This is a genomic window from Actinoallomurus acaciae (genome assembly GCF_042429965.1).
GTDB classification, from domain to species: Bacteria; Actinomycetota; Actinomycetes; order Streptosporangiales; family Streptosporangiaceae; genus Actinoallomurus; species Actinoallomurus acaciae.
Window position 1 is genome coordinate 1 of record NZ_JBHLZP010000051.1, and the last position, 26,927, is coordinate 26,927.

Consider the following 26,927-nt stretch of genomic DNA (forward strand, 5'->3'; position numbering starts at 1 on the left):
CGCGAGCCCGGCCGCGGCGGTGACCCGACGGCGTTCGGACCCGCGATCCGCGAACTCCTGGCCGCCCGCGGCTGGCAGGAGCGCGCGGCCGTCGGCGGCGTCTTCGGCCGCTGGCCGCAGATCGTGGGCCCCGAGCTGGCCGAACACACCAAACCCGAGTCGTTCGAGGAAGGCGTCCTGGTGATCGCCGCCGACTCCGCCAACTGGGCGACCCAGGTGCGGCTGCTGGCCGCCAATCTCGTCAAGCGCCTCAACGAGGATCTCGGCCACGGCACCGTGCAGCGAGTCAAGGTCGTCGGACCGGCGAGCGGGCAGCGCGGCAAGGGCCGGCTGCGCGTGACCGGCGGACGCCGTCCGCGCACCTGACCGATCCGCCCCGAGGGGCCGGAGCACCGCTTCCTGACGAGTTATCCACAGCTTGTGCGGAACTGGTTGACAGCGGCACGGAAGCGAGAAGCTCGGCACGATTTCGCCGTCCGTACGCCGCGTTACCCCCCAGACCCAATAGGGGGATCCCCAAGGGGCCGGTTTCAGGGCTCATACGCGCTTACAACGCTCTTCATGGCCCAGGAAGGGGGCTGGTCTGGATAGAATAGGAGCGGATACAGGACACGATCGCCGTTGCGGGCCGCCCGTGGATCGGGCGCCCCGCTTGTTGTACGGGGAGCTGCGCGGCGAGTGTCCTCCGGCAGGAGGATCTCCACTTGGCGTACGACGCTAGCTCGATCACTGTCCTAGAAGGCCTGGAGGCGGTTCGTAAGCGCCCCGGGATGTACATCGGTTCCACCGGCGAGCGCGGTCTGCACCACCTCGTCTACGAGATCGTCGACAACTCCGTCGACGAGGCCCTCGCGGGATACGCCGACACGATCACGGTGACGCTGCTCGCCGACGGTGGCGTCCGCGTGACCGACAACGGTCGGGGCATCCCCGTGGGCGAGCATCCCGTCGAGAAGCGCCCGGCGATCGAAGTCGTCCTCACGACGCTGCACGCCGGCGGCAAGTTCGACAGCAAGTCCTACGCCGTCTCCGGTGGTCTGCACGGTGTCGGTTCTGCGGTGGTCAACGCGCTGTCCACCCGGCTGGAGGCCGAGGTCCGCTGCGACGGCCACGTGTGGCGCCAGTCCTACACCTGGCAGGGCGCCGAGGGCCCGCTGGTCAAGGGCGAGGCGACCGAGGACACCGGCACCGTCATCACCTTCTGGCCCGACGACTCGATCTTCGAGACGCTCGAGTGGAACTTCGAGACCCTCAGCCGGCGCATGCAGGAGATGGCCTTCCTCAACCGAGGGCTGTCGATCACGCTGACCGACGAGCGGCCCGAGCACATCAACGGCGAGCCCAAGACCGTCACGTATCACTACGAGGGCGGCATCGAGGACTTCGTCCGCTATCTCAACGCCAAGAAAGAAGCCGTCCACCAGTCGGTGATCGCGTTCAGCGACGAGGTCGACGGCATGTCGGTCGAGGTCGCCATGCAGTGGAGCGGGTCCTACTCCGAATCCGTCCACACCTTCGCCAACACGATCAACACGGCGGAGGGCGGCACCCACGAGGAGGGCTTCCGCGCCGCGCTGACGACCGTCGTCAACAAGTACGCGCGCGAGCAGAAGCTCCTGCGCGAGGGCAAGGACGACAACCTCGCCGGTGAGGACGTACGCGAGGGTCTGACCGCGATCATCTCGATCAAGCTGGCCGACCCGCAGTTCGAGGGCCAGACCAAGACCAAGCTCGGCAACACCGAGGCCAAGTCGTTCGTCCAGCGCGCGATGTATGAGAACCTGCGCGGCTGGCTCGACGCCAACCCCGGCGAGGCCAAAGAGGTCATCAACAAGGCCACGCAGGCGGCACGCGCCCGCATCGCCGCCCGCCAGGCCCGCGACCTGACCCGCCGCAAGAGCCTGCTGGAGTCGACCTCGCTGCCCGGCAAGCTGTCGGACTGCCAGTCCACCGACCCGGGCAAGTGCGAGATCTACGTCGTGGAGGGCGACTCGGCGGGCGGCTCCGCGAAGGGCGGCCGCAACCCCCAGTACCAGGCGATCCTCCCGATCCGCGGCAAGATCCTCAACGTGGAGAAGGCCCGCATCGACCGGGTCCTGAAGAACAACGAGGTCCAGGCGATGATCACCGCCCTGGGCACCGGCATCCACGACGAGTTCGACATCGAGAAGCTGCGGTATCACAAGATCATCCTGATGGCCGACGCCGACGTCGACGGCCAGCACATCCGCACGCTGCTGCTGACCCTGCTGTTCCGCTTCATGAAGCCCCTGGTCGAGGCCGGCCACGTCTACCTCGCCCAGCCGCCGCTCTACAAGATCAAGTGGGACGCACGCGGATCGGACTCCGACTACGCCTACTCCGACCGGGAGCGTGACGCGGTCATCGAGCAGGGCATCGCGGCGGGCAAGCGCGACCCGCGTCCTCGCGACGGCGTCCAGCGCTTCAAGGGTCTCGGCGAGATGAACGCCACGGAGCTGTGGGACACCACCATGGACCCGGAGAACCGGATCCTGCTGCAGGTCACCCTTGACGACGCCGCGCAGGCCGACGAGCTGTTCACCGTGCTCATGGGTGAAGACGTCGAGGCCCGGCGCTCGTTCATCCAGCGCAACGCCAAGGACGTGCGCTTCCTCGACATCTGACGGTGGCGCGGGCTCGCCCGCGCTCCGCACACCACAAGCTGGAAGAGGTCTTTCGTGACGGACGTTACGCTGCCGCCCGACGGTCCACAGGATCGGGTCGAACCGGTCGACATCCAGGTCGAGATGCAGCGCAGCTACCTCGACTACGCGATGTCGGTCATCGTGTCCCGCGCGCTGCCCGAGGTCCGCGACGGCCTCAAGCCGGTGCACCGCCGCGTGCTGTACGCCATGTACGACGGCGGTTACCGCCCCGACCGCGGCTACTTCAAGTGCGCTCGCGTCGTCGGTGACGTCATGGGTAACTACCACCCGCACGGCGACAGCGCGATCTACGACGCGCTCGTGCGGCTCGCCCAGCCCTGGGCGCTGCGCTACCCGCTGGTCGACGGCAACGGCAACTTCGGCTCGCCGGGCAACGACCCGGCCGCCGCCATGCGGTACACCGAGTGCCGCATGGCGCCGCTGGCCATGGAGATGCTGCGCGACATCGAGAAGGAGACCGTCGACTTCGCGCCGAACTACGACGGTCGCTCGCAGGAGCCCGAAGTCCTGCCGAGCCGCTTCCCCAACCTGCTGGTCAACGGCTCGGCCGGCATCGCGGTCGGCATGGCGACCAACATCCCGCCGCACAACCTGCGCGAGGTGGCCGCCGGCGTCCAGTGGTACCTGGAGAACTACGACGCCTCCGACGAGGAGCTGCTCGACGCGCTGATCGAGCGCATCAAGGGTCCCGACTTCCCCACCCACGGCCTGATCGTCGGCCGCCGGGGCATCGAGGAGGCCTACCGCACGGGCCGCGGCCTGATCACGATGCGGGCCGTCGTCGAGGTGGAGGAGATCCAGGGCCGCACCTGCCTGGTCGTCAGCGAGCTCCCCTACCAGGTCAACCCCGACAACCTCGCGCTGAAGATCGCCGAGCAGGTCAAGGAAGGCAAGATCACCGGCGTCGCCGACGTCCGTGACGAGACCTCGGGCCGTACGGGCCAGCGCCTGGTGATCGTGCTCAAGCGCGACGCGGTCGCCAAGGTCGTCCTCAACAACCTGTACAAGCACACGCAGCTCCAGGAGACCTTCGGCGCGAACATGCTCGCGCTGGTCGACGGCGTCCCGCGCACGCTGCGCCTCGACCAGTTCGTCCGCTACTGGGTCGCCCACCAGATCGACGTCATCGTCCGGCGCACCCGGTTCCTGCTGCGCAAGGCCGAAGAGCGCGCCCACATCCTGCGCGGTCTGCTCAAGGCGCTCGACCGCATCGACGAGGTCATCGCGCTGATCCGCCGGTCGCCGTCGGCGGCCGAGGCCCAGACCGGCCTGATGCAGCTCCTGGAGATCGACGAGATCCAGGCGCAGGCCATCCTCGACATGCAGCTGCGCAAGCTGGCCGCCCTGGAGCGTCAGCAGATCACCGATGAGTACGACAAGCTCATGGCGGAGATCGCGGACTACAACGACATCCTGGCCTCACCCGAGCGGCAGCGCACGATCGTCGGCGAGGAGCTCGGCGCGATCGTGGAGAAGTTCGGCGACGAGCGCCGTACGCAGATCATTCCCTTCGACGGCGACGTGTCCATGGAGGACCTCATCGCCGAAGAGGACGTCGTCGTCACGATCACCCGCGGCGGTTACGCCAAGCGCACCAAGACCGATCTTTACCGGGAGCAGAAGCGCGGCGGCAAGGGCGTACGCGGGGCGCAGCTCAAGCAGGACGACATCGTCGACCACTTCTTCGTCACGACGACGCACCACTGGATCCTGTTCTTCACGAACAAGGGCCGCGTCTACCGGGCGAAGGCGTACGAACTGCCCGAGGCCGGCCGTGACGGGCGCGGCCAGCACGTCGCGAACCTCCTGGCGTTCCAGCCGGACGAGCAGATCGCCGAGGTCATGGACCTGCGTGACTACGACGTCGCGCCGTACCTCGTCCTGGGCACCAAGCAGGGCCGGGTCAAGAAGACCTCCCTGTCGGCGTACGACTCGCCGCGCTCGGCCGGTCTGATCGCGATCAACCTCGAGGAGGGCGACGAGGTTATCGCCGCGCGCCTGGTCTTCCCCGAGGACGACCTGCTCATGGTCAGCAGCGGTGCCCAGGCCATCCGCTTCCCCGCCCGCGACGATGTGCTGCGGCCCATGGGCCGGGCCACGGCGGGTGTGATCGGCATGCGTTTCGACGACGGCCAGGAAGTTCTCGACATGCACGTCGTCCGCGAGGGCGAGGATGTGCTGGTCGCGACGGAGGGCGGGTATGCCAAGCGCACCCCCGCGGACCAGTACCCCCTCCATGGCCGTGGGGGTAAGGGCGTTCTGACCGCTAAGATCGTGGAGACCCGCGGCCGGTTGGTGGGCGCTCTCATGGTCAGGCCTGACGATGAGGTCTATGCCATCACCGCGAGCGGCGGCGTAATCCGTACGCGAGCCTCCGGCGTTAAACAGTCTGGACGCTCGACCATGGGGGTACGTCTAATGAACCTCGCCGATGGTGACAGCGTCGTAGCCATAGCGAGGAACGTAGAGTCCATCGAGGACGCGGACGCAGAGCCGGACACAGAGTCCGGGGAAGGGAGCGACGCGTGATTGACCTGGTCGTAAACCAGGCGATGCGTCGCCTTCCCGGGGAGGTCATATGACGGCCAACGCCGGCAAGGGCGCAGACGGCAAGCCTGGACAGCGCTCGACCGGGTCGGACGCCAAGAGCGGTCGGACGCGCAAGAAGACGAGCGCGGCCAAGCCGCCGAACGACGAGGTGACCGTCCGGACGGACGCCAAGGACGACGACACCGACGTCTCCGCGCCGGATGAGGCGGAGAAGACGGTCATCGACAAGGCGGGCAAGAGCAACGAGGAGACCGTACGCGACGTCGCTCCGGCCGAACCGGAGACCGACAACGACGCGACGGTCATCGACGCCCTCCCGTCGTCGTTGCCGTCCTCTTCCTCTTCGTCGTCTGAGGACACGAGCAACCGCACGGCGACGTTCGGGCTGCCGAAGGACGTCGGCTCGGCCGGGTCGAAGGACGGTTCGTCGAGCCGGGACGACTCCGCGAAGAAACCGCAAGAAAGTGGGGAGTCCTTGCCGACTTCGGGTAGGGGCGCAGGCATGGGATCTTCGACGTCCCGAGGCTATGGCAGCGCTCGAACCGACACGCCGTCGTACACGCCGAGTGGCTCCCTGTCGTCAGCGGCCATGCCCGGCGGTGGCCCGGGTGGCTCCGGCCCCGCGGCGATCGAGCCGCCCTCACGGGCCGCGAAGCTGACCAACGCGCTGCGCAAGCCGGACAAGGTCGGCAACGGCCGCAAGGGGCCGCGGAAGGCGCACCTCCAGGTGGCCCGGTTCGACCCGTGGTCGGTGATGAAGTTCAGCTTCATCATGTCGCTGGTGTGCTTCCTGGTGCTGTTCGTCGCCGTCGCGGTGCTGTACGTGATCCTGTCGTGGCTGGGCGTCTTCGACGCGCTGTCCGGCACGATCCGCGACCTGACCTCCAACGACCAGGGCAAGAGCGGCGGCCTCAACCCGGCGAGCTGGTTCTCGGCCGCGCACATCCTCGGCTACACCGCCCTGATCGGCACGCTGAACGTCCTCCTCATCACGGCCCTGGCCACGGTGTGGTCGGTGATCTACAACATGGCCGCCGATCTGGTCGGCGGTGTCGAGGTCACCCTGAAGGAGGCCGATCAGTGATCGCGGCTGCCCGCCGCCGGGAGGACTAAACGATTACCGGTTTGGGGCGCCGATCGGGTACTGTTTCTCGACGTCGCCTCCTGGTCTTCCTGACCCGGGAGCAGCTGTACGGGCCTATAGCTCAGTCGGTTAGAGCGCATCCCTGATAAGGATGAGGCCGGTGGTTCAAGTCCACCTAGGCCCACCAGATCAAAGCCCTCATCGGGTATCCGATGGGGGCTTTTGGCTGTTCCGGGCTCCGCGCTTGTGGGGGCCGTATGACCCGGGGGTTGTCCACAGATTGTGGATATCTTCGGTTGCTCGACGTCCAAGCCCCGCGTCGGGGCGTCGTGAACTCCAGGAGCGATTGGGGCGTCTCCTTCGATATGTATTCGCTCGTGGTGCGGTGGCCGAGCGCGGTGTCGGTCGTGGCGTGGGCGGCGATGCTCGCCGTGGCGCTGCTCTTCGTCGGGGCGCGCGGGAACGTGGGTACGCACGCGTGGCTGACCGCGATCGTGTTCGTCCTGGTGCTCTGTGGCGCCTTGGCGGCCTGGTACCTGGTCTACCGCGCGCTCCCGGGCGGCTGGCCGCCTGAGCGCGCCCTGCGGCTCCTGTACGGGGCCGTCCTGGCCGCGTTCCTCCTCGCGGGCCTCCTGGTCATGCTCGGGGCGGCGCTGTTCGTCCTGTGGCTCGCGTACGCGGCGAGCGTCGCTCAGGTCGGCTGGTACACGGGGCATCTGCGGGACGATGATTTTCGGGGAAATACCGAACCGGTAGATTGATATGACGTCCGGGGCGCTCAACGTGTCCAATGCGACAGGTGGGAATTTGAATATCAGGGGATATCGCATTTACCTCTGAAAAACGGGCGAACGCGTCGCCATCGCTTGACTCGCGGCGGCGACGCGTTCTTGTGTTTCTACGCGCCGGGCTACCAGCGGCTGCGCGGACCGCCGGCCGTCCCTGCTCCGCGGAAGACGAAGCCGAGCAGCCAGAGCACCAGTACGGCGAGGGCGATCCACCACAGGACGTGTACCGCGAAACCCACGCCGCCGAGGATGAGGGCGAGCAGGAGAACCGCAATAACGATACCCATTTGACGTCTCCCTTCCGCAGTAATTCATCCCCGCGAATAGAGAAACGAACCCAGGCGTCGCTGAAAGAGGTGATCCTTTTCGGTCGCCGATTGATTACCGCGCGGCCGAATTACGGCGCAGGGCCACCGCTTCGAGTTCGACGAGCTGATCGGCGTACCCGAGGACGGCCACACCCAGCAGGGTGCTGGGCACGTCGTGCTCGCCGAACGCCGTACGGATCTCCGCCCAGGCGGCGGCGAGGTCCGTACGGCGCGCCGACGCCACGTACACGGTCGTCTTGAGCACGTCACCCAGGTCCGCGCCCGCGGCGGCCAGAGCGGCCGTGAGGTTCGCGACGCACGCTCGTGCCTGAGCCCGTACGTCGCCGGCGCCGATCGTCGCACCGCTCTCGTCCAGCGGGCACGCGCCCGCGGTGAAGATCAGCGCCGCCGGAGGTGCGACGGCGGCATAGGCGTATTCGACTCCGTCGTAGAGATCGGCGGCACGGATGAGCTGTACGGTCATGCGCCGCAGCGTACGGGTGACGCCCAGGGCGCTTCGAGCCGTTTTCTCGCCGGGGTCAGAACTCGAAGCCGCCGGGGCGCCCGTTGCGGTCCGCGATCAGGCCGGCGAGCGTCGCCAGGGCGATCTCCGGGGGCGTACGCGAGCCGATGTTCAGGCCAACCGGCCGGTGCACGCGGGCGATCTCCTCTCCGGGCACGCCGAGCTCGGCGAGCGCCTCGACGTGCGGGCCGGGGTGGCGGGGGTTGCCCATCACGCCGATCCAGCGGACCGGGTGGGCGAGCAGGTCGCGGAGCACGAGGCCGAGCTCGGGACGGTGATGGTCGGTGACCACGACGTCGGTGGTGCCGCCGAGGCCGTCCGGCGGCGCGTCGACGACGGAGACGTCCGGCGCGGTCCCGGCCGCGCGGTCCGCGGCGGGCTCCAGGAGGATGCCGCGATATCCCAGGTCGGCGCCGTAGCGCAGGAGGAACTCGGCGACCGGAGAGGCGAACACGGCGACGAGCGTACGATCAGCGGTCTCTGCCGGTGCCTCGCCGTGGGCGACCGCGCACGATGGGTCATGTTCGTGGATCTGCGCCATGACGCCAGTGTGTCATCGCTTCGCGGGGGTGGAGTGGTTGTCCACAGGCTTGTGGACAACGGTGTGGGAGAGGCCGGGAGATCCGTCGCCGCCGTGGTCGGAGGGCCGATAGTTATCCACAGGTGTGGATTGGCGGGTGCTCGTGTCGCCCCGGGCGTCGCGACTCATGTGCCGCCCAACGTTGGACAACGCCGACAATCTCATGATCGATAGCGTGCGGGGGGAAGCCGCCCGGCACCGCGGAACGGTTGCTAGGCTGCGAGACGCACTGTCAGTCAGTTTGAAGGGGTCCCACCGTGAAGAAACTCATCGTTCTCGCGCTGGTCGCCCTCGGTGGTTTCGCGGTTTGGCGCCGGCTGCAGCAGGACCGGGCCGAGCTCGACCTGTGGACCGAGGCGACGTCGGCGGACAACTGAGACACGACTTTGATACCGGCGGGGAGCATGGGGGGCGTGCGTGGACGACAGAGCGCGGATCACGCTCGCCTGCCTTGACCTCGCCGGTACGAGCGTGGCGGACGGCGGCGTAGTCGAGAAGGCCTTCGCTGAGGCGCTGGCCACGCAAGGAGTCGTCCCCGGCACCGGGGCGTATACCGGATCGATGGCCCGCGTGCGCGAGGCACGGGGGCAGTCGAAGCTCGCCGTCTTCCGGCAGATCTTCCCCGACGAAGACCGCGCCCGGGCGGCCAACCACGCGTTCGAGTGCGCGTACGACTCGGTCATCGACCGCGTCGGCCTCACGCCGGTCCCCGGTGCCGAGGCCGCCATGGACGAACTCGCCGACGCCGGCGTCCGCGTCTGCCTGATGACGGGCTTCGGCCGTGCCACCCTGGGCCGCGTCATCGACACTCTCGGCTGGTGGAAACGCGCCGACCTGCTGGTCTGCCCGGACGACGCCGGCGGCCGCGGCCGCCCGTACCCGGACATGATCCTCACCGCGGCGCTGCGCCTCCAGGTCGAGGACGTCCGCCACATCGCGGTCTGCGGCGACACGGCGAACGACATCCTGAGCGGCCACCGCGCGGGCGCCTCGATCGTCGCGGGCGTGCTCACCGGCGCCCACGACCGCGCACGCCTGGACCAGGCGGGCGCGACGCATGTCCTGGAGAGCGTCACCGACCTCCCGGACGTCATCTTCCACACGACCGCCGCGATCCCGGCACCTCGGTAGCCGAAGGCACGCCCCTCCGGGGGACGCGGCCGAGTCCATGAGGTGTCGGTCCCTCGTGTACGCCGGGGTTTTCGACCTGCTGGCCCGGGGTTTCGTTGGATTGCCCGGTCACGGTCCGAAGATGCCGACTTTTCGCTACGGTCGTGCAGCAGCACCTCCCGTCCTCCGGCCGGCTCGGCGCCGGCCGACCGGAAAGGACGGCCGGCCGATCCCCACGGGATCGGACGCCCACTCCCGCCGTTTCGCGGGTGGCCTGTACAGGGAGGCTGCGATGGCCGGTAAACACCGGCGCTCAACCCCGTACCACTGGTGGCTCTTCTTCCAGCTGACGAGACTGCTGGTGGAGTCACTGATCACGAGGTACGGGCCCGGCCCGCGCTCCTGACCGAGCACGGACCGGGACCGAGAGGGGCCCTCGCGTCGTGCCTTGCCGCAACTGCGCGAGGGCCTTCTTTCCAACGACGAACCGTACGAGCGTGACCTTTCCGGTCAAGTCGCGGTTCGTCAGATCAGCTCCGACCCACCGTACCGCCCGCGCTCCAGGGCAACCGCGAGTTCACGGAAGCCCGGCTTCGCCGCGGGGTTCCTCCCTCGGGCCGTCGGTGATGTCCTCGATCTCACAGCCGAGCACCCGGGCCGCGGCACGAATGAACTTCGGACCGCCGTTGGACCTGCCGACCTCGATCATGTAGACGCTGTTCATCGCATAGCCCACCTGCGCGGCGAACTCCGTGAGCGTGAGCGCCTGCCGCTCACGTAGCTCACGGATCTTCGCGCCGTTCGTCTTCAGGGGCATGACGGCAAGGTAGCAGTATCTCTAGAGAAGTTCCAGAAGAAATGCAGTCTCGCGCCGTCCCTAGGTGTCCATGGGCTCGAAATTTAGAGAGTTTCTAGAGGATTGCTAGACTCCGGCCCTCCGGTAAGAGACGATTCAGAGCCATGAGCGACGACGCCACTTCCCCGGCGGCAGTCGTAGGGCAGCAACTCGCCCGACGCCGCGAGGAGCTCGACCTCACCCAGGACGACCTGGCCAAACGCATCGGCGTGAGCGGCCGCACCGTCAGCGCGATCGAGCGCGGCATGAACGCCATCCAGCGCAAGAACCGATCCGCATGGGAGACCGCCCTCAGCCTGGCACCCGGAACGATCAACCGCGCCTACCGAGACGGTACGCCCGTCGAGGTCGTCCCGGCACCGTCCACCGGCGCACCCCGGATCACTCCACACGATGAAGTGGTCGCCGCCCTCGAGGCGAGGGTGACGCGCATGGAGGTGGCACTCGACGTGGAACGACGCGCCCGCGAAGAACTCGAGCGAAGGATGGTCGAACTCGGCATCGTCCCACCCGGCGCGACCGAGGAGAGCGAACACCTCCCGCGCACCACCTGACCGTCGCCCACGACCGCCAGCCACCTGACACACGCGGACCATCGCACCGCGCCTCCGCCAGGCGCCCTTCTGATCCCCGCGCGTGGCCTCGAGACCACGGCAGAGGGGGTCGGCACAACACACCGAGTTCCCGGTAGGCTGTAGCAACGTTTCACGAGGGGCCTTAGCTCAGTTGGCAGAGCGCCTGCTTTGCAAGCAGGAAGTCAGGGGTTCAAATCCCCTAGGCTCCACCAGCCAAGACGCCTCCGTCCCGGCCATGGCCGGGGGCCGAGGTCGGCGAACGCCCGCGACTTCGGTGGCGCGAACACCATCTGACCGCCGTCCAGGTCGGGTAGGACGTGGCGTTCGAACAGCCAGCGGTACAGCTCCAATGTCTTCGGCCGTAGGTTCGGCCGCTCCTTGATCCACGAAGTCCCGTACTTGCCGAGAGGGAGCTTGCCGCGCTCGGGATCCGGCAAGAGCGGCGGCGCGTCGTGCCGCCGCCCCGCCCGCAGCGGCACGGCCGGCGGGCAGGCGGCGTGGTCGCCGGTCACTCTGGCCGGTGCCGGTCGGGCGGGCCGTTGCACACCGCGACATCTCCACAGCACCGCCGTCGTGCTCACGCCGCTGCGGAATGCCGTCAGTGTCGAGGCCGCAGGAATCGAAGCAGCTTGTCCAGCACCTCTTGGGCAGCCGTCCGTCTCGTTTCGCTGGTGGACCAGATCGCAGGGACGATGACCACGAAGACCAGCAGGAGAACGCACACCATGGTGCAGGTGAGCACCTGGTGGCTGCCCAGCCCGACCGCCAGGTAGTGGCCGGCAGACGGATCGGATGACCTGTCGGAGGTTGGGAACGTCCCGCCTGCATCACGGCCCTGAGCTTGGCCGAGTAGCTCCGTGTGCACGAGGGCCCCTTTCAAGGTTGCTGTCTGAGAAGACGGCCGCCGAGAGACGGCGGGCCGTGTGACGAGAGACAGTAGGTCGAAAGAGGAACTTGAAACCTCGCGCCAGCGCGCTCGCGGCGACCTTTTCTGTGGGTAAGGCCACGCTCACAGGTTCCACCATTGTGGTAAGCGACCGAGGTGTCATCCTGATTCGCGCCAGTCACGACAACAGGTGGGATGACAAGCAAGAGAGGGCCATAGCGGCGCTCTCGTGAGGAACCGGTCGCATACGTCATGCGGCTACAGGCCTCGATCGAAGGCGGCGCGGAGATCGAGAACGACGCCCTTGGCCGGTTCCTTGAGTCACTCGCCGCCAGGATCGACGCGCAACCACCCGCTACCGATGTGGCGAGCTGGTCGTACTTCGCTTACATCCTCCCGGCCGGCCTGATCTATGAGTTACGGCGGCAGAGCGGCAACGCTCCGACAAGCGCCGTCAGCCGCTGCCCGGGCGGTGGGGGTACAGGTCGCGCAAGACGCCGAATTCGGCGGTGTGGTGGGTGAACTCGTCCAGCACATGGAGCACGGTGTCGATTACGGGGTGGTCGGCGTATCCGAAGAATGCCGGGCCGGACGGCTCCCACCAGCGTTCGTCGGGGATCGTGTCTAGCGGTTCGCGCCAGTGGGTGTTGTACGTGGTCTCCAGGAACTCTGATCCGCCTGCGGCCGTGCCGGAGAATTCCACATCGTTCAGTGTGATGTTCCGGCCGTGGAACAGGCGTGTGCCGAAGTCGGTGAACATCAAGCCGATATGGCCGATCCGCCAGGCGATGGTGGCCACCGGCACCGGATCAGGAGCGGGACCGCCTCCGCCTTCTCCGTCGATGTGCCACCGGCCCGCGGCGTCCGGGCGGATTGTCCAGCCCCCCGGAGCGGGCTCCCAAAGGTATTCGTCGTCCGTCAAGCCGGCGAGCCGGTCACGAGTGCGCCGCCAGACCTCATCGAAAGTCCCGGTGATCGAGGTACGGAGGCTGTTCACGAGCGAGTCCCCTCTTCCGGTGATGAAGGTTCATCATCATCCATGCGGGAGGCGCGCGACGCGTCCTGTGGACATGAGGACCGTACGGATCGGGCGGCTGCGGCTCGCCGGGCTCCACGCCGACGCTGTTCACGGTCGGCCGCCACGGGGCGATGGCACCGGACTCGCTCGCGCCCGTTCTGTCGTGTGATCGCCGGAGGCGGCGACCGCTCGGCGGGGCTTCAGGACCAGGCGATCTCACCGGTTCGGTCGACGAAGCGGCCGGAGGCGGCGTCGGGCTCTTCGGTGGCCAGGCCGACGATCGCGTCCGTGCCCTCGGTGACGGTCTGGGGGCCGGTGTGTCCGTTGAGGTCGGTCGCCGTGTAGCCGGGATCGGCGGCGTTGATGCGGATGTCCGGCAGTGCCTTGGCGTATTGGGTGGTCAGCATCGTGAGCGCCGCCTTCGAGGCGGTGTAGAGCGGCGCGATGACCGAAGACTCGGCCCGTGACGGGTCGTGGGTGTAGGCGAGCGAGCCCATTCCGCTGCTGACGTTGATGATGACCGGGTCCGAGGACCGGCGCAGCAGCGGCAGGAACGCCGTGGTCGTACGGACCACGCCGGCGAGATTGACGTCGAAGACGCCGAGGGCCTCGGCACCGGTCAAGGCGGTGGGGTCGCCGGAAGGGCCGTGGACGCCGGCGTTGTTGATCAGGACATCGATCGAGCCCTCGTGCTCGGCGACATCCGTGGCCGCGGCGGCGACGGAGTCGTCATCGGTCACATCGATGCGGACGAACCGTGCGCCGAGCGCGGCGGCGGCCCGTGCGCCCTGTTCGGGGTCGCGGGCCCCGACGAGCACGGTGTGGCCGAGTTCGATGAGACGGCGGGCGGTCTCGCGGCCGAGCCCCTTGTTGGCTCCGGTGATGAACGTGGTCGTCATGCGGTCAATGGTCGATCCGCCCGTGGCGCTCGGCCAGGGACGCCTCGACGGTAGGAAAGGGAGTACCACCATTGGACGACCGGGAGTGCAGGAAGATGGTGGTCATGACACCCGAAGCCGGGCTGGGCGCGATGATCCGTACCTGGCGGGATCGGTTGCCCCCATCGGCCGCGGGGCTGCCGGTGGGCCGGGCACGCCGCGCGGTCGGGCTGCGCCGCGAGGAGCTCGCCGAACTCGCCGGTGTGTCGGTCGACTACATCGTGCGCCTGGAGCAGGGACGGGCCACGACGCCCTCCGCCCAGGTGGTCGCGTCCCTCGCGCGTGCCCTGCGGCTGACCGCCGCCGAACGGGACCATCTCTACCGGCTGGCCCATCTCGTCCCGCCGGCCGAGGATGAGATCTCCGACCACATCCCGCCCGGCGTTCACCGGGTGCTCGCTCGGCTCGGAGACGCCGCGGTCGCCGTGTTCGCGGCGGATTGGCGGCTGATCTGGTGGAACCGCGGTTGGGCCGCGCTGCTGGGCGACCCCTCGCCGTCGCCGGCGCGGCTGCGCAACTTCGCGCGGGACAGGTTCCCGGTGGGTGGCGGTCCCGCCCGCCTCGCCCAATGGCCGGTGACCGAACTGGACAGTGACACCACCGACGTCGCCGTCGTGTCCGACCTGCGCCGTGCCACCGGCAGGTTTCCCCAAGACGCGCGGCTGGCGGAGCTGATTCGCGAGCTGAGCACGGGAAACCGGCGGTTCGCCGAACTGTGGGCGCTCGGTACGGTGGCCGCTCATCGCGAGGACCATAAAACGATCGAGCACCCTTCGGTGGGACCGGTCACGGTGGACTGCGACGTGCTGACCGACGGAGACTCCGAGCTCAAGATTGTGATCATGACTGCCGCGCCCGAGAGCGTGGACGAGGACAAGCTGCGGCTCGCCGCGGTCTCGGGTCCGCCGGTCCGTACGGACGGCTCGCCCGTACGCCGCTAGGGCGGTGGGCTCACGATCGCATCGTCGGTCCTCCCCGGCCGACCAGGGCTTCGAAGGGACTCACGGCAGGTGTCCGAGGAGGGGACGTCGCCGCAGGACGGACATAATCGTGCCCATGGATCCTGTCTCGGCGCGGAAGTTCGTGGACGGCTGGGTGGCGGCGTGGAACGCGCATGACCTGGATGCCCTGTTGGTGCACTTCGCGGACGATGTGACGTTCCGTTCGCCGGTCGCGGCGCAGCTTCTCGGTGGCGACGGGATCATCCGTGGCAAGGAGGCGTTGGGCGCCTACTGGTCGGAGGGGCTGCGACGCATCCCCGACCTGCGGTTCGAGGTCCTGGGGGCGTACGTCGGCGTCGACTGCCTGGTCATCAACTACCGCAACCAGAAGGGCGGAGTGGTCAACGAGGTGCTGATCTTCGACGGCCCGCTGGTGACCGAGGGGTACGGCGCCTACCTCGGCGACGACGAGAACCCCGCCGGCGCGACGGCCGGCTGAGCGCCTGCGACCAGGCCGCTCCGGGATTCGGCCATGGATCTCAAAGACGCCTCACGTACGGTCCTCAGCAATGGACGCGGCCGTCCTGTCGGCGATGCAGAACGGGTGTCCCGCCGGGTCGAGCAGGACCCGGAACCTCTCGCCGCCCGGCTGGACGTCGGCAAGCACGGCACCCAGGCCGAGGAGACGCTCCTCGGCCTCGGCGAGGTCATCGACGGCGAAGTCCAGGTGCACCCGGCGGGCCGCCTGCGGGTCGGGCCAGCGGGCCGGTTCGGGGTTCGCGACCCGCTGAAAGTCGAGACGTACGTCGCCGTCGATGACGAGCGCCACGAAGTCGTCATTGGTGGAGTGCGGTTCGCCGCCCAAGAAAGACCGGTAGAACCGCGCCAGACTCATCGGGTCCGGACAGTCGACCGTGACGGCGAACAGCCGCGGGACGCAGGGCACGTGCTACCAGCCGCGTAGCTTGTCGCCCGTCTCCGCCGTGTCATCGGTGAAGCGCTTGGCGATGTCGTTGTAGAGCTTGGCCTCCTGATCGATGACCGTGGCGGTGTTGGCCATGGCCGTGCGGAAGCCGCTCAGGTTGTATCGGTCGACCTCGTCGAACTGGCCGATCAGCTCCACCGCGCGCTTGTGGATCGCGCCGTCGTCGGACCAGGGCAGCCATGCCCATTTCTGGTTGTCGTCGAGCTCCTTCTTCAGCTCGGACAGACCCTGGATGGAGGCGTTCTTGTACGCGATGAGCGCCGCGTTGACGGCCAGTAGCGCCACCGACACCCGTTTGAACGAGATGGTGAGGTCTGTGACGTTGCGTGCGGGGACATCGCGCCAGTAATCCGCGAACGCGTCGATCGCGGGTCCTTCGTTCTTCTGGAGCGCCGTCTTGATCTCGGCTTCGGGGTTGAGCTGGCTGAGCTCCAGTGCGACCTCGTTACCGCCCCAGTGGTCGCCGCTGATCTTGAAGTTCGTTTCGTCGTCGGTCGGCCAGCGGAACTTCATCGTGCCGTCCGAGGTCCAGCGTTTGACCAGGTCCTCCAGGTCACCCGGGAGGGTGATGCGCTCCGCCATCAGGCACCTCGATTCTGGGTCTTGTCGAGCGTGTGGAAGACGGCGGTGATGTTCTTGTCCTCGACGGTCTTGGCGTTCAGTGTCATCTGTTCCAGGCCATAGCCTCCATAGCCGGCCTGCTGGACAGTGGCGTTGACCGCCTTTTCGGCGGACTCGTACACCGTCTCGAAAGTGGTGAAGAAGTCCTTCGTCAGGAAGACCTGCCACGACTTCGGCTTGAAGTCATCGAGGCTCTGGCTTTCGCCCGTGTCAGGGTTCAGCATCAGCAGCAGCGACATTCTTTCGTGTGCGGGCAGGGTCGTCGAGGCCGGCCACGAACCGTACTGGCTCCCGCCTGCCGGGTGGTATTGCGCCGTGGCGTTGTCGGTCGCGGCGCTTATGCTCTGCGCCGCGTCCGTCAGCGATTTCTCGTCGTACTTCGGCATGGGAACACGGACCTCTCTTACCGGGACGGTCGACTTACCGGCCGCTCATCAGGCCGGCCATCAGGCGATTGATCTCTTCCATGCGAAGGGAGTACTCCGCGTGGATCTCTTCCAGCCTCGTGCGCAGCCGCTCTTCCGAGGCCGGCGCCGGGTCGTGCGTGGCGAGCCCGCCGAACCAGTCACGCTGCGCCTCGCGTACCGCATCGCGGGTCAGTTCCTCGAGCGCCTGCGCGCCCTTCCGGAGTGCCCGCGGGTTGATCGTCACGGTGTCGACGAGGCCGTCGGTGCCGATGGTGACCTTCACGCTCTCGTCCTTGGACGCCCCGCGCCCGGTAGGGGGCGAAGCGGGGGCGGCCGGTCCGTCCGGCCATGCCGTGCCGCCCGGCTCGGCCGTGACTCCCCGTCCCCGGGAACGACCGCGTGTGTCATCCATGACCAGCACCATCCTCCTCATATGAGGTGGGTCGAGAACACCCGATTCGTCGTAACCGGAAAGACGTTTAAAGGCTAACAGGAATGGCGCTAAATATACGGATTCTTGTGATAAGTCGGCCTGGCGGGACGGTGACCATGTCGAGCCGCCTCAGGACGTCAGGACCCGGTCGACGAACGAGGCGAGGTTGGTCAAGGTGCGATCGATCTTCCCTTGGAGAGGGAGGTCCTCTTCGAACCGCGCGCCGAGGCCGGTCTCCTTCTTGCCGCGTACGTACAGCGAGCAGGCCAGGTCGGCGCACATGTAGGCGCCCACGGTGTTGCCCTGCCGCCCGGCCGCACCCGCCCGGGGCGCGGCCAGCAGGGACACGCCCGTGCCCGGGTGGCTGGTGACGCACAGCGAGCACACGGTGGTCTTGGTGAAGCTTCGGCGGACACCCTGCGGGGAGCGCAGCGTGACGCCGACCAGCCGGCCGCCGTGGTCGACGACGATGTATCCGCGGTCGGGCGCACCGGGGTCGCGCCAGCCGAGGAAATCCAGGTCAGCCCAGGGTTGGTCGGCCAGTGGCCTGGGCAGGTTGATGCGCTTCGTCTCGCTCTTGGAGCAGTTGACGAAGGAAGAGCGGATGTCCGTCTCGTCGAGAGTTTCCATGATGGCCGCAAGCTAACAGCAGGTGAGGGTGCACGTCGCCCGGATTTCTCCTGGTCAGTCCCGTTTCGGCCTGATAGGGCGATGTAACGGGAACTTAACTCGTCGGTTCCTCCGCGAGAAACGGGCCGTGAATAACGTGCGGCCAGTGATCACCGGGAGGGCGGATGGACGACACGACCGGAGGCGAGTCCCGGATCGAGGACCTGGTCGCGAAGATCACACGGCAGAACGCCGCCTTGCAGGAGGCGCAGGCGCGCATGAGTGAGCTGCGCGGCAAGGGCCGGGCAGCCGACGGGCGTATCACGGTCGAGGTCGATCGGTTCGGCGCGCTCACGAGCCTGCGGATCGACCCGCGGGCGATGCGGCTGGGGGCCGAGGCGCTCGCCGAGGCGATCCTCAGCGCCGTCGAGCAGGGCGTACGGGACGCACGGGCGCAGGCCGACGAAGCGATGGGCCCCCTCGTCGCCGAGCTGGCGGCCTCGAACGCGCAGGCCCTCACCGGTGTCGACCTCGGCGGGCAGGACCTCGACGACGTCCTCGCCGCACTCCGTGGCATGCGGCACGACCTGCGCATGTGACCCTCGACAGCCGAGCGGAGAGCCAATGCACATCGATCATGCCGAACTCGAAGACGCGTCACGGAAGTTCGTGGATGAGGACGGAGATCTCGCCTCCACGGTGAACTACCTCCTCGGAAAGATCGACGACCTGGGCGACGTCTACGGCGACGACGACGCCGGTCGTGAGGCCCGGCAGGGGTTCGCCAAGGCGCGCAGGCACATCGCCGAGTACTCCGGCGCCCTGTGCGGCACCTACGGGGCGGTCGGCGTCAATCTCGCCCTCATGAGCGGTGACGTCCACGCGGCGGACTGGAGCGGCATCGCGGCTCTGCCGGCGGTCGACCTGGCGAGCGTGCCGCGGTTCGACTCATGACACCGGAGGACGTCCTCCTCTGGGTCGCGGGCGTGCGGATGCCCAAGGCCGACAGCCAGGGCACGCGGACGATGGCGGGCTACTACCGGGGCATCGCGGACGCCGTCGACCGGAGCGGTACGGCCATGGAGAAGGTCGTCGGCCAGGTGAAGAGCCACAACGACGGTGACGGCCCCGCCGCGTTCGAGCGGTACTGGGGCGGGCCCACGCCGGGCGGAGCGGTCGCTCCGTCCACCTATCCGGCCGACGTCTCGGCGTACGCGCGCAGGGTCGCCGAGTCGCTCGAGCAGTTCGCCAAGGTCAACGACGAGATACGCGCGGCGCTGTGGGTGCTGGCGATCCAGATGTACGCCAACATCATCTTCACCATCTGCTACGGCTGGCTGACCGGCGTCCTGGAGGCCCGGCTGCTGGTGCTGATCGGGCAGGCCCGCTGGTACGGCAAGATCCGGAACACCCTGGTCCAGATGCTCATCAAGCGAGTGATCTACGCCCTGACCGACAGCGTCATGTACGCGGGCGGACAGCAGGTCCTTCAGCTCGGCATCTACGGCACCAGCCTGGCCGCCGGGGTCGACCGCGGGACGCTCACGAAGGTGGCCGGCTACGACCCTCTGTCGGTCAAGGCGAACGCCGTGCAGTTCGCCGACGGGTTCGTCGGCAACATGGCCTACGACGGCGTCGCCGACGCGCTGCCCGGGCTGAACCCCACGTCGAGGTACCGGCAGGTGTTCGGCAAGTACTTCCTGCGCCGGCCGGGTGTCAAAGGGGCGCTGGGCGGCCTGGCGACGCGCATGGCGGCGTCGAACGCCTACACGTACGCCAGCAACATCACCGACTCCTACCTGGAGGGCGACGGCGACGGCTGGACGAAGGCGCCCACGCTCCATCAGGAGGTCGCCAAACTCTTCATGCACGTGCCGCGGATCTATGTGAAGTACCCGCTGCGCTGGAAGAACTGGCCGAACCCCAGCGGTCAGACCGCGGGCCCGGGCACCCCCTGAGCCCTCCGGGCGATCAAGGTGACGCCCGGGTCGAAAGAGGGCGAAGCGGCGGGTGGGTCCAGCCGCCCTCTGCTGCGAAACCCGCTCAGCCAGTCGGTCGCGCGGCCCGCTGACTCGTACGCCCGCTCTCACCTGCGGCTCGGCTTGCCCCCTTCACCCGTTACCTGCCCACTTCGGCGCTCGACCCGATAACGCAGATGGGTGACCCCGGTCCCCTCGATGACCGTGGGGCCGGAGAGCCGGGCCTCGGCGACGCCGTCGAGGTAACGGATGCCCTCGCCCAGGAGGACCGGTACGAGATCGATCCAGACCTCGTCGAGCAGCCCGGCCCGCAGGCACTGCTGGGCGAGGTTCGCGCCCGCCACACTGACGATGCCCTCGCCCGCGGCCGCGGCGGCCTTCGCGACGGCGCTCTCCAGGTCGCCGACGAAGGCGTACGGCGCCTCCGTACGCTCGGGCCAGTCGTCCGGCGGAGGCCGGTGGCTGACCACGAACGTCGGCACGCCCAGCGGCGGCCGGCCGCCCCAGCCGCGGGTGTGGTCGAACAGCCGGCGGCCGCACACGAAGGCGCCCCGGCGCTCGATCATCTCCCGCCAGTGCCGCGCGCTCGCCTCGGAGACGCGCAGCGTCAGCGGGTAACCGGGCGGACGTACCTCGACGTCGCCGGAGTGGTGCCAGTCGAAGAGCGGGCCGACCGAGTCGTCCAAACGGGCGACGAAGCCGTCGAGGGACGTGCAGAAGCTGGAGATGACCGTGGCCATCACGCACCCACCCGGTAGGTCAGGTGGGAGGCGGCCGCGGTGGACTCCGAGCCGAGCAGTTCCAGGCGTACGGGCAGATCGCCGGTGAACAGAGGCGTGCCCCCGCCGAAGACGACCGGCGCGACGTGGAGCGTCAGCAGGTCGGCCAGGCCCGCGCGCAGGTAGGCGAAGGCGATCTCGCCCCCGCCCATGATGACGACGTCGCGGGAGCCCGCGCCGGCGCGCGCCCGTGCCAGCGCGCTCTCCAGGCCGTCGGTGACGAACGTGAACCGGTCGCGCAGCCGTACGTTCTCCGGCACCGCGTGCGTCACCACGAACACCGGCGGCGGAGCCTCCGTCTGGTCGCGCTCCCCGCCGTAACCGACCGAGTCGTCCCAGCCGTGCGGCCCGTCGACGATGTCGAACGTGCGCCGACCCATGATCACCGCGCCGGTACGGCGGAAGGTCTCCTCGAGGATCTCGGCGTCGCGGGGCGTGCGGCGGCCCATCGCCCAGTCGTGGACCGGCTCGCCGCCCACACCGAGCCCGTGGGCCAGGTCGACGCCCGCCGCGGTGACGTAGCCGTCCAGCGACATCGAGATGTCCACGATCACCCGGGGACGGCCGGCCGGCTCGCCGGTCACCTCGTCCAGGCGCTCCATCGACTCGAGGATGCCGCGCTCCATGCCGCTTTCGAGGGCGGCGTCGCGCGCCTCGACGGAGGGGAAGACGGTGTGGGCGCGCAACCGGGTGCGGTCGCCGAGGTCCTCGTAGGTGTAGGTCTCGAGGCTCACGGCGTCCGGCGCGCCCGCGTACTCGAACGTCTGGATGATCCGCTCGTCGGGGACGACGGTGTGGAACACGCCGCGGAAGGAGTACTCGTTGCCCGCCGCGTCACGATGGACGTAGCTGTAGGACCCGCCGGTGCGCGCGTCGTAGGACCGCACGTCCATCTCCATCTCGCGCGGCCCGAGCCAGCGTGCGACCAGCTCCGGGTCGGTCGCCGCGCGGAACACCTTCGCGCGGCTCGCCTCGAACTCGCGTACGACGTCGATGAATGGCGTGCCCGGGGGCGCGGCCACGGTCGTGGGGTTCATCGGTCCTCCATCTCCTCCAGTACGGCGTCGAGCCGGCGGTGACGCCGCTCGACCTCCAGCCGATAGGTGTCGATCCAGCTCGTGAGCGCTTCCAGCGCCGCCGGGTCGAGGTGGCAGGGACGCCGCTGACCGTCTCGGCTGCGGGTGATCAGCCCGGCCGTCTCCAGCACCTGGATGTGGCGCGAGATCGCCTGCTTGGTGATGGAGAAGGGCTCGGCGAGCTCGTTCACCGTCGCCTCACCACGCGACAGGCGGGCGACGAGCGCGCGGCGCACCGGATCGGCCAGCGCCGCGAACGCGCGGTCGAGGCGCTCGTCAGTGTCATCAACAGGCATCTTTATCAACTAACTTGTTTATCAACGAGTCCGTTGAATATAAGCAGCCGGGCCGAGGCTCGTCAAGGCGCGCGAAGCCGCGAGCGAGAAGCGGAGAATTAGGCGACGATGTCCCCAGCGTCATCGTCGGCTCCCGTTCGTTGGATCCTGAGTACAGGCCTGTACGAGCGTTTCGCCCAAGACGGGACGGGTGAGGCCAATATCGAGGAGGAGAGACCGCTGGCGAGCATCGCCATTGAGTTGCACCACGCCGACGGCGACGAGGCCGCGCGGCGCATCGACGAATACCGTGACCTGTACGGAGAGATCTTCGCCGGGGCGCCGTACTCCTGGGGGCCGGAGTACGCCGAGCTGTTCGAGCGGCGTTTTGAGACTCACCGGCAGCAGGCCGGGTTCGCACTGGTGGAGGCCAGGACCACGGGCACGCTCATCGGGTTCGGCTACGGCATATCCCTCTCACCCGCGATCCCGTGGTGGCAGAACCTCATCACCTCCATCCCACCCGAGATCACCGACGAACCGCCCGGCCGCACCTGGGCGCTGACCGAACTCATGATCGGCGAGCGGTGGCGGCGGCTGCACCTCGCCGAGGCCGTCCACGACCGGCTGCTCGCCGACCGGCCGGAGGAGCGGGCCACCACGACCGTGCTGCCGGCCGCCACTGCCGCGCAGGCCGCCATGCTCAAGTGGGGCTGGGAGAAGGTCGGGCAGAAGCGCAACCCGCTGCCCGGCGCACCGATCTTCGACGTGCTGGTGAAGACGCTCTGAGCGGTCGTGGAATTCACCTTGGTCGTCACGCGTTCGTAAAGGCGTAACCGGGCTAGGGAGGATTCGTGACGGACCAGACGCGGCTGTACACGCTGGCCGAGGAGATTCCCGGCCTGGACCGGCCGGTGCTGCTCTATTTCCTGGACGGTTTCATGGACGCGGGCGCCGCGGGCCGTCTCACCACCGACCATCTGCTGAGCTCGATGAACCCCCGGACGGTGGCCACCTTCGACGTCGACTCGTTGCTGGACTACCGCTCCCGGCGGCCGCCGATGGTCTTCGACACGAATCACTGGGTGGACTACAAGGCCCCCGAGCTGTGCCTGTACGCCTGTGAGGACGCGGTCGGCGTGCCGTTCCTCGTGCTGTCCGGGCCCGAGCCCGACCGGTCGTGGGAGGCGTTCGCCGCCGCCGTCGTCGAGCTGGTCCGGCGGCTCGACGTGAGCCTGTCGGTCGGCCTGCACGGCATCCCGATGGCGGTGCCGCACACCCGCGAGACCGAGCTGACGCCGCACGGCAACCGGCCCGACCTGCTCGGCGAGAGCACGTCGTGGATCACGCGGGTCGAGGTGCCGGGCAGCGCCGGTGCGCTGATCGAGTACCGGCTCGACGAGGCGGGCCGCGACGCGATCGGCTTCACCGCCCACGTTCCGCACTACCTCTCGCAGGCGGAGTACCCGACCGCCGCGATCGCCCTGCTGAACGGCGTCACCGCCGCCACCGGCCTGGCCTTCCGCACCGCCGAGCTGGAAGAGGCCGCCGTGCTGGCCAGGAAGCAGATCGACGACCAGGTCGCCGCCTCCGAGGAGATCGCCGAAGCGGTCCGCGGCCTGGAGGCGCGGTTCGACGCCGTGGCGGCGGCGAGCGGCAACAGCCTCCCGATGGCCGGCCCGGACGCGCGCATGCCGGACGCCGAAGAGATCGCGGCCGAGTTCGAGCGTTTCCTGGCGGAGCAGGAAGAGTAAGGGCCCGACGCCCCACGGCATCGGACCCCCGTCGGCGGCCGGGTCAGCCGTCGCAGGCCGTCTTGAGGTCGCGGCCCGCATTGGTCAGGGGCGTCGTGTCGGGCATCTTCGGCGCGCCGCCGCCGGTCAGCGACTTGCCGAGCTCGTCCATCGCCGCCGCGGCGGCGTTCGCCGCCTTCTCGACGCCGTCGTCGCCGGAGTCCTTGCCCTCCTCGCGCATCTGCTTGGCGCCGTTGGCGTACGTCGCGGCGAGAGCGTTCGGGTCGCCGATCTGGGACATGCCCGTCTTGTTGACGTTCGCGATGGTCTGCTGGAGCTTGTCGCAGGCAGACTTCTTCTGCTCGCTGCCGCCGCACGCGGTCGCGGAAAGCGCCAAGGCGGCGGCGACGGCGCCGACCACGGTGATCCGCATGCCTGGGGTGCGCACTGAAATCGACTCCTCGCTGTCGGGGGGGTAGGCACCGGCCGCAGCCGGGAACTTCCCCTTCGACACCCCAGGAGTCACAACGGTTCCGTCTTTTCACCCCGATCTGCCGAAGAACGCCAGACGTCGGTCGCGATCCGCCGTGCCGCCCCCTCGGGATCGTCCACCGCGTGCCGGCGGCCGTCGCGCCGGCACCATTCGAAGGAGCCGTCGCGTGCGTCGATCGAGACCCACACGCGTGGTCTCCGGCGGCTCTGGCGCACGGACACCGCCGGCTTGGCGTCGCTCATGCCCACGTCGAGCCCCAGGAGTGCGAGCTCCCGGCACAGGGCCGCGAGCAGCCGGAGTTCGTCGCTGTGCTCGATGCTGATCGCCCCCGTGCGCTCGCCGGGCCACCAGCATCGCGCCGTCGGGCGTCGCGTGGCGAGCGTGTCGAGGCGGCGTTTTCGACGTCAGTGTCTACTCTCCGTCTCGACTTCGTCTCCCTAGGTAATGGAATGCCGTTATCCTGTGCCCCGGACACGACGAGAAAGGGGCGGACGGTGTCTAGTCGGCCGATCCTGCTCCAAATCCTGCTGCGGCAGCGGCACTGGCATCGCTACGGGCTCTTCCGCGCCGCCTACGACGAGGCCGCGCGCCGGATCGACCGTGGCCTCGTGGGCACGGCGCCGAGCCGGGCGCAGCTGCATCGCTGGACCTCCGGCGAGCTCAAACGCCTCCCCTACACCGACCACTGCCGGGTGCTCGAGCACATGTTCCCCGGCTGGACGGCCGACCAGCTGTTCGGCCCGTGCCCGGACGACGTCCTGACCCCGCCGGCGCCCGCCGACGCCCACCGGGACGACGGGCCGATGGCCGACGTCGTGGCCGTCTTCCCCACCCGCGCGGACTTCACCGGCGCGGTTCCGCCGCACGACCTGTTCGACGCCGCCGCCGACATCAGGGCCGTCGGCCTGTCGCTCAACCTCATCTGCCAGCAGTATCCCGACCAGCGCCTGCACGGCCTCATCGAGAGGGGCACCACGCTGCGCTGCCTCTTCCTCGACCCCGACGGCGAGGCCATCCGGGCACGCGAGCGCGAAGAGGGCTACACCGACCGTCACCTGACCACGCTCACCAGGCTCAACATCGAGGTGCTCGCCCGGCTTCGCGCGCGGCTGCCGGACGCCGCCCGCGACCGGCTGTCCATCGCCGTCTACGACGAGACCCTGCGGTTCGGCATCGTGCTGGTCGACGACAGCACGTGCGTCCTGCAGCCGTACCTGCCGCAGGCCCGCGGCGTCGACTCGCCGACCTTCGTGCTGCACCGATCTTCTGAGCGGCCGGGCCTTTACAACACTTTTGAGCGGATTTATACGGAGTTATGGGAACGGAGTCGGCCGGTATGACGGCGTCCCCGGGAGCGCTGGTGCCCGTGGCTCTGGAGGCGGCCGCCCTCGCCGGCGACCTCATCCGGTCGCGGCGGCCCGGCACGCTCACCGCCAAGGGCGACCGTGACATGGCGAGCGAGCTGGACTTCGCGGTCGAACGCGCCGTCCGTGCCTACCTGCGGCGCCGTACGCCCGACGTGGCGGTTCTCGGCGAGGAGGAGGGCGTCACCGGACGCTACGACGGCGACCTGCTGTGGGCGCTCGACCCGATCGACGGCACCGCCAACTTCGTGCACGGCATGCCGCTGACCGGTGTCTCCCTCGGCCTGCTGCGCGGCGACCGCCCGGTGCTGGGCGTGATCGACCTGCCGTTCCTCGGCGCGCGCTACTGGGCGGCCGAGCACGGCGGCGCGTACGAGGGCGACCGGCGGATCTCCGCGAGCCGTACGGGCGGCCTCCGCGAGGCGATCGTGGCGATCGGCGACTACGCCGTCGGCGCGGGTGCGGAGGAGAAGAACGTCCTGCGCCTCGCGCTCACCGACCGGCTGGCCGGCCGCGTCCAGCGCGTGCGCATGCTCGGTTCGGCCGCCATCGACCTCGCGTGGGTCGCGGAGGGCAAGCTCGACGCGTGCGTCGCGCTGTCGAACAACCCCTGGGACACCGCGGCCGGAGTCGTCATCGCCCGGGAGGCCGGCGCCGCCGTGGTCGACCTGGACGGCTCCGACCACACCTCCGCCTCGACCGCCACGATCGCCGTCGCGCCACGCGTGGCCGGCGAACTCCTCGACCTCGTCCGGTCCTGGCAGGAGGTGGCCCCGCCGCGCGCCCGCGGCGCCTGATCGGGTGGTGGTGATTCCAAAAGCGAGGACCGGCGTTCCGCTCAGTGGTAGGCGTCGTAGCCCAGCTTGACCGCGACCGCCAGCCCGCAGACCACCACGACCACCCGCAGCGCCTCGCCCGGAAGCCGGCGCACGAGGGAGGGCCCGAGCCAGCCGCCGGCCAGGAAACCGGCCGCCAGCGGCAGCACCGCCGCCCACCGCACCGGCCCGAAGACGGCGAAGCCCAGCGCGGCGACCCCGTTGCTCAGCCCGGCCACCACGTTCTTGACCGCGTTGACGCGGATGAGCGGGAGTTCGAGCATCGCGCCGAGCACCGCGAGCATCAGGATGCCGCCGGCCGCGCCGAAGTAGCCGCCGTAGATCGCCACGGCGAACACCGCGAACCGCAGCGGCATGCTGTGCTCGCCGCCCATGCCGACCGCCGCGGCGGTGATGCGCCGCTGCGCGAGCAGCACGAGGGAGGCCGCCGCGACCAGCACCGGCGCGACGTACTCGAACGCGGCGGCCGGGGTGAGGAGCAGCAGCGCGGCCC

35 protein-coding genes and 2 tRNA genes are annotated in these 26,927 nt (G+C 68.9%); 19 read left to right on the plus strand and 18 right to left on the minus strand.

Translation table 11 applies throughout. The features are described from left to right. From ACFFNX_RS09895 to ACFFNX_RS09920, 6 genes are all read left to right on the plus strand, one after another. On the plus strand, nt 1-366 hold a 366-nt coding region (locus ACFFNX_RS09895; protein ID WP_378198320.1), incomplete at its 5' end, for a DciA family protein. A gap of 338 nt (nt 367-704) precedes the next feature. After that, nucleotides 705-2,645 carry a DNA topoisomerase (ATP-hydrolyzing) subunit B gene (gene gyrB / locus ACFFNX_RS09900; RefSeq protein WP_512699848.1) on the plus strand — a complete coding sequence of 647 codons (1,941 nt, stop codon included), beginning with the start codon at nt 705-707 and terminating at the stop codon, nt 2,643-2,645. 54 nt (nt 2,646-2,699) lie between these two features. Beyond that, the gene (gene gyrA, locus ACFFNX_RS09905; RefSeq protein ID WP_378198322.1) at nt 2,700-5,216 is read left to right on the plus strand and encodes a DNA gyrase subunit A; all 2,517 of its coding nucleotides are present in this window, start codon (nt 2,700-2,702) and stop codon (nt 5,214-5,216) included. Nucleotides 5,217-5,265: 49 nt separating this feature from the next. Then, nucleotides 5,266-6,321, plus strand: a complete 1,056-nt coding sequence (locus tag ACFFNX_RS09910) for a DUF3566 domain-containing protein (RefSeq protein ID WP_378198325.1) — start codon at nt 5,266-5,268, stop codon at nt 6,319-6,321. Nucleotides 6,322-6,431: 110 nt separating this feature from the next. Next, nucleotides 6,432-6,508 (plus strand) — tRNA-Ile (locus ACFFNX_RS09915). Nucleotides 6,509-6,698: 190 nt separating this feature from the next. Continuing rightward, a complete protein-coding gene (locus tag ACFFNX_RS09920) occupies nt 6,699-7,082 on the plus strand; it encodes a hypothetical protein (RefSeq protein WP_378198327.1) in 384 nt (127 codons plus the stop codon). Between the two features lie 149 nt (nt 7,083-7,231). Here the strand turns inward: ACFFNX_RS09920 and ACFFNX_RS09925 are convergent, their stop codons facing one another. The 3 genes from ACFFNX_RS09925 to ACFFNX_RS09935 form a co-directional block, all read right to left on the minus strand. Then, the gene (locus ACFFNX_RS09925; protein WP_378198329.1) at nt 7,232-7,396 is read right to left on the minus strand and encodes a hydrophobic protein; all 165 of its coding nucleotides are present in this window, start codon (nt 7,394-7,396) and stop codon (nt 7,232-7,234) included. A 94-nt stretch (nt 7,397-7,490) separates the two neighbouring features. Continuing rightward, entirely contained in the window at nt 7,491-7,901 is a 411-nt protein-coding gene (locus ACFFNX_RS09930; protein ID WP_378198331.1) for a RidA family protein, read from the minus strand. Nucleotides 7,902-7,956: 55 nt separating this feature from the next. Continuing rightward, on the minus strand, nt 7,957-8,481 hold the full coding sequence (locus ACFFNX_RS09935; protein ID WP_378198332.1) for an XdhC family protein: 525 nt from the start codon (nt 8,479-8,481) through the stop codon (nt 7,957-7,959). 296 nt (nt 8,482-8,777) lie between these two features. Here ACFFNX_RS09935 and ACFFNX_RS09940 point away from each other — a divergent pair, with 296 nt between their 5' ends. Both ACFFNX_RS09940 and ACFFNX_RS09945 read left to right on the plus strand, forming a co-directional pair. Beyond that, the gene (locus ACFFNX_RS09940) at nt 8,778-8,897 is read left to right on the plus strand and encodes a DLW-39 family protein (protein ID WP_285577356.1); all 120 of its coding nucleotides are present in this window, start codon (nt 8,778-8,780) and stop codon (nt 8,895-8,897) included. Nucleotides 8,898-8,937: 40 nt separating this feature from the next. Next, entirely contained in the window at nt 8,938-9,651 is a 714-nt protein-coding gene (locus tag ACFFNX_RS09945; RefSeq protein WP_378198334.1) for an HAD family hydrolase, read from the plus strand. Between the two features lie 556 nt (nt 9,652-10,207). Here the strand turns inward: ACFFNX_RS09945 and ACFFNX_RS09950 are convergent. Next, a complete protein-coding gene (locus ACFFNX_RS09950; protein WP_378198336.1) occupies nt 10,208-10,447 on the minus strand; it encodes a helix-turn-helix domain-containing protein in 240 nt (79 codons plus the stop codon). A 143-nt stretch (nt 10,448-10,590) separates the two neighbouring features. On the opposite strand from ACFFNX_RS09950, the gene ACFFNX_RS09955 reads away from it, so the two are divergent. Together ACFFNX_RS09955 and ACFFNX_RS09960 are read left to right on the plus strand one after the other, a co-directional pair. Continuing rightward, entirely contained in the window at nt 10,591-11,040 is a 450-nt protein-coding gene (locus ACFFNX_RS09955) for a helix-turn-helix domain-containing protein (RefSeq protein WP_378198339.1), read from the plus strand. A gap of 157 nt (nt 11,041-11,197) precedes the next feature. Further along, nucleotides 11,198-11,273, plus strand: a tRNA-Ala gene (locus tag ACFFNX_RS09960). Here ACFFNX_RS09960 and ACFFNX_RS09965 read toward each other — a convergent pair. The 3 genes from ACFFNX_RS09965 to ACFFNX_RS09975 all read right to left on the minus strand — a co-directional run bounded on the left by ACFFNX_RS09965 (nt 11,244) and on the right by ACFFNX_RS09975 (nt 13,864). Then, the gene (locus ACFFNX_RS09965) at nt 11,244-11,573 is read right to left on the minus strand and encodes a hypothetical protein (protein ID WP_378198341.1); all 330 of its coding nucleotides are present in this window, start codon (nt 11,571-11,573) and stop codon (nt 11,244-11,246) included. The genes ACFFNX_RS09960 and ACFFNX_RS09965 overlap by 30 nt on opposite strands. An 828-nt stretch (nt 11,574-12,401) precedes the next feature. After that, nucleotides 12,402-12,944 carry a DinB family protein gene (locus tag ACFFNX_RS09970; RefSeq protein WP_378198343.1) on the minus strand — a complete coding sequence of 181 codons (543 nt, stop codon included), beginning with the start codon at nt 12,942-12,944 and terminating at the stop codon, nt 12,402-12,404. Between the two features lie 221 nt (nt 12,945-13,165). After that, complete coding sequence (locus ACFFNX_RS09975) at nt 13,166-13,864, minus strand: SDR family NAD(P)-dependent oxidoreductase (protein ID WP_378198345.1); 699 nt, start codon at nt 13,862-13,864, stop codon at nt 13,166-13,168. Nucleotides 13,865-13,968: 104 nt separating this feature from the next. On the opposite strand from ACFFNX_RS09975, the gene ACFFNX_RS09980 reads away from it, so the two are divergent. Next, nucleotides 13,969-14,844, plus strand: a complete 876-nt coding sequence (locus ACFFNX_RS09980) for a helix-turn-helix transcriptional regulator (RefSeq protein WP_378198347.1) — start codon at nt 13,969-13,971, stop codon at nt 14,842-14,844. Nucleotides 14,845-14,959: 115 nt separating this feature from the next. Continuing rightward, nucleotides 14,960-15,343 carry a nuclear transport factor 2 family protein gene (locus ACFFNX_RS09985; RefSeq protein ID WP_378198348.1) on the plus strand — a complete coding sequence of 128 codons (384 nt, stop codon included), beginning with the start codon at nt 14,960-14,962 and terminating at the stop codon, nt 15,341-15,343. Between the two features lie 51 nt (nt 15,344-15,394). Here ACFFNX_RS09985 and ACFFNX_RS09990 read toward each other — a convergent pair whose 3' ends face one another. From ACFFNX_RS09990 to ACFFNX_RS10010, 5 genes are all read right to left on the minus strand, one after another. Continuing rightward, nucleotides 15,395-15,790: a VOC family protein gene (locus ACFFNX_RS09990; RefSeq protein WP_378198350.1), complete on the minus strand. Its 396-nt coding sequence runs from the start codon at nt 15,788-15,790 to the stop codon at nt 15,395-15,397. Between the two features lie 3 nt (nt 15,791-15,793). Next, a complete protein-coding gene (locus tag ACFFNX_RS09995) occupies nt 15,794-16,411 on the minus strand; it encodes a hypothetical protein (RefSeq protein WP_378198352.1) in 618 nt (205 codons plus the stop codon). Next, entirely contained in the window at nt 16,411-16,836 is a 426-nt protein-coding gene (locus ACFFNX_RS10000) for a hypothetical protein (protein ID WP_378198354.1), read from the minus strand. Before ACFFNX_RS10000 ends, ACFFNX_RS09995 begins: the two co-directional genes overlap by 1 nt. A 34-nt stretch (nt 16,837-16,870) precedes the next feature. Then, nucleotides 16,871-17,290, minus strand: coding sequence for a YbaB/EbfC family nucleoid-associated protein (locus ACFFNX_RS10005; protein ID WP_378198356.1), 420 nt, complete (start codon nt 17,288-17,290; stop codon nt 16,871-16,873). A 129-nt stretch (nt 17,291-17,419) separates the two neighbouring features. Continuing rightward, nucleotides 17,420-17,920 carry an FBP domain-containing protein gene (locus tag ACFFNX_RS10010; RefSeq protein WP_378198358.1) on the minus strand — a complete coding sequence of 167 codons (501 nt, stop codon included), beginning with the start codon at nt 17,918-17,920 and terminating at the stop codon, nt 17,420-17,422. A 164-nt stretch (nt 17,921-18,084) separates the two neighbouring features. Here ACFFNX_RS10010 and ACFFNX_RS10015 point away from each other — a divergent pair, with 164 nt between their 5' ends. From ACFFNX_RS10015 to ACFFNX_RS10025, 3 genes are read left to right on the plus strand one after another with little or no spacing between them, the layout of a single operon-like run. Beyond that, complete coding sequence (locus tag ACFFNX_RS10015; protein WP_378198360.1) at nt 18,085-18,498, plus strand: YbaB/EbfC family nucleoid-associated protein; 414 nt, start codon at nt 18,085-18,087, stop codon at nt 18,496-18,498. Between the two features lie 25 nt (nt 18,499-18,523). Further along, a complete protein-coding gene (locus ACFFNX_RS10020; protein ID WP_378198362.1) occupies nt 18,524-18,853 on the plus strand; it encodes a hypothetical protein in 330 nt (109 codons plus the stop codon). After that, nucleotides 18,850-19,857, plus strand: a complete 1,008-nt coding sequence (locus tag ACFFNX_RS10025; RefSeq protein WP_378198364.1) for a hypothetical protein — start codon at nt 18,850-18,852, stop codon at nt 19,855-19,857. The genes ACFFNX_RS10020 and ACFFNX_RS10025 overlap by 4 nt, the downstream gene beginning before the upstream one ends. 128 nt (nt 19,858-19,985) lie before the next feature. Here the strand turns inward: ACFFNX_RS10025 and ACFFNX_RS10030 are convergent, their stop codons facing one another. From ACFFNX_RS10030 to ACFFNX_RS10040, 3 genes are read right to left on the minus strand one after another with little or no spacing between them, the layout of a single operon-like run. Next, nucleotides 19,986-20,618 (minus strand): dihydrofolate reductase family protein, encoded by a 633-nt coding sequence (locus tag ACFFNX_RS10030; protein WP_378198394.1) that lies wholly within the window; start codon nt 20,616-20,618, stop codon nt 19,986-19,988. Next, complete coding sequence (locus ACFFNX_RS10035) at nt 20,618-21,694, minus strand: SRPBCC domain-containing protein (protein ID WP_378198366.1); 1,077 nt, start codon at nt 21,692-21,694, stop codon at nt 20,618-20,620. Before ACFFNX_RS10035 ends, ACFFNX_RS10030 begins: the two co-directional genes overlap by 1 nt. Next, nucleotides 21,691-22,029, minus strand: a complete 339-nt coding sequence (locus tag ACFFNX_RS10040) for an ArsR/SmtB family transcription factor (protein ID WP_378198368.1) — start codon at nt 22,027-22,029, stop codon at nt 21,691-21,693. The genes ACFFNX_RS10035 and ACFFNX_RS10040 overlap by 4 nt, the downstream gene beginning before the upstream one ends. A gap of 240 nt (nt 22,030-22,269) precedes the next feature. On the opposite strand from ACFFNX_RS10040, the gene ACFFNX_RS10045 reads away from it, so the two are divergent. Both ACFFNX_RS10045 and ACFFNX_RS10050 read left to right on the plus strand, forming a co-directional pair. Beyond that, entirely contained in the window at nt 22,270-22,797 is a 528-nt protein-coding gene (locus ACFFNX_RS10045; RefSeq protein ID WP_378198371.1) for a GNAT family N-acetyltransferase, read from the plus strand. Nucleotides 22,798-22,862: 65 nt separating this feature from the next. Then, nucleotides 22,863-23,762, plus strand: coding sequence for a PAC2 family protein (locus ACFFNX_RS10050; protein WP_378198374.1), 900 nt, complete (start codon nt 22,863-22,865; stop codon nt 23,760-23,762). A gap of 43 nt (nt 23,763-23,805) precedes the next feature. Here the strand turns inward: ACFFNX_RS10050 and ACFFNX_RS10055 are convergent, their stop codons facing one another. Together ACFFNX_RS10055 and ACFFNX_RS10060 are read right to left on the minus strand one after the other, a co-directional pair. Continuing rightward, on the minus strand, nt 23,806-24,189 hold the full coding sequence (locus ACFFNX_RS10055) for a hypothetical protein (protein WP_378198376.1): 384 nt from the start codon (nt 24,187-24,189) through the stop codon (nt 23,806-23,808). A gap of 74 nt (nt 24,190-24,263) precedes the next feature. Continuing rightward, nucleotides 24,264-24,422, minus strand: coding sequence for a hypothetical protein (locus ACFFNX_RS10060; protein ID WP_378198379.1), 159 nt, complete (start codon nt 24,420-24,422; stop codon nt 24,264-24,266). Nucleotides 24,423-24,728: 306 nt separating this feature from the next. Here ACFFNX_RS10060 and ACFFNX_RS10065 point away from each other — a divergent pair, with 306 nt between their 5' ends. Together ACFFNX_RS10065 and ACFFNX_RS10070 are read left to right on the plus strand one after the other, a co-directional pair. After that, complete coding sequence (locus ACFFNX_RS10065) at nt 24,729-25,574, plus strand: DUF5919 domain-containing protein (protein ID WP_378198382.1); 846 nt, start codon at nt 24,729-24,731, stop codon at nt 25,572-25,574. Beyond that, entirely contained in the window at nt 25,571-26,395 is an 825-nt protein-coding gene (locus ACFFNX_RS10070; RefSeq protein ID WP_378198385.1) for an inositol monophosphatase family protein, read from the plus strand. Before ACFFNX_RS10065 ends, ACFFNX_RS10070 begins: the two co-directional genes overlap by 4 nt. 41 nt (nt 26,396-26,436) lie before the next feature. Here ACFFNX_RS10070 and ACFFNX_RS10075 read toward each other — a convergent pair. Continuing rightward, a partial coding sequence (locus ACFFNX_RS10075; RefSeq protein ID WP_378198388.1) for a TSUP family transporter occupies nt 26,437-26,927 on the minus strand: 491 nt, incomplete at its 5' end.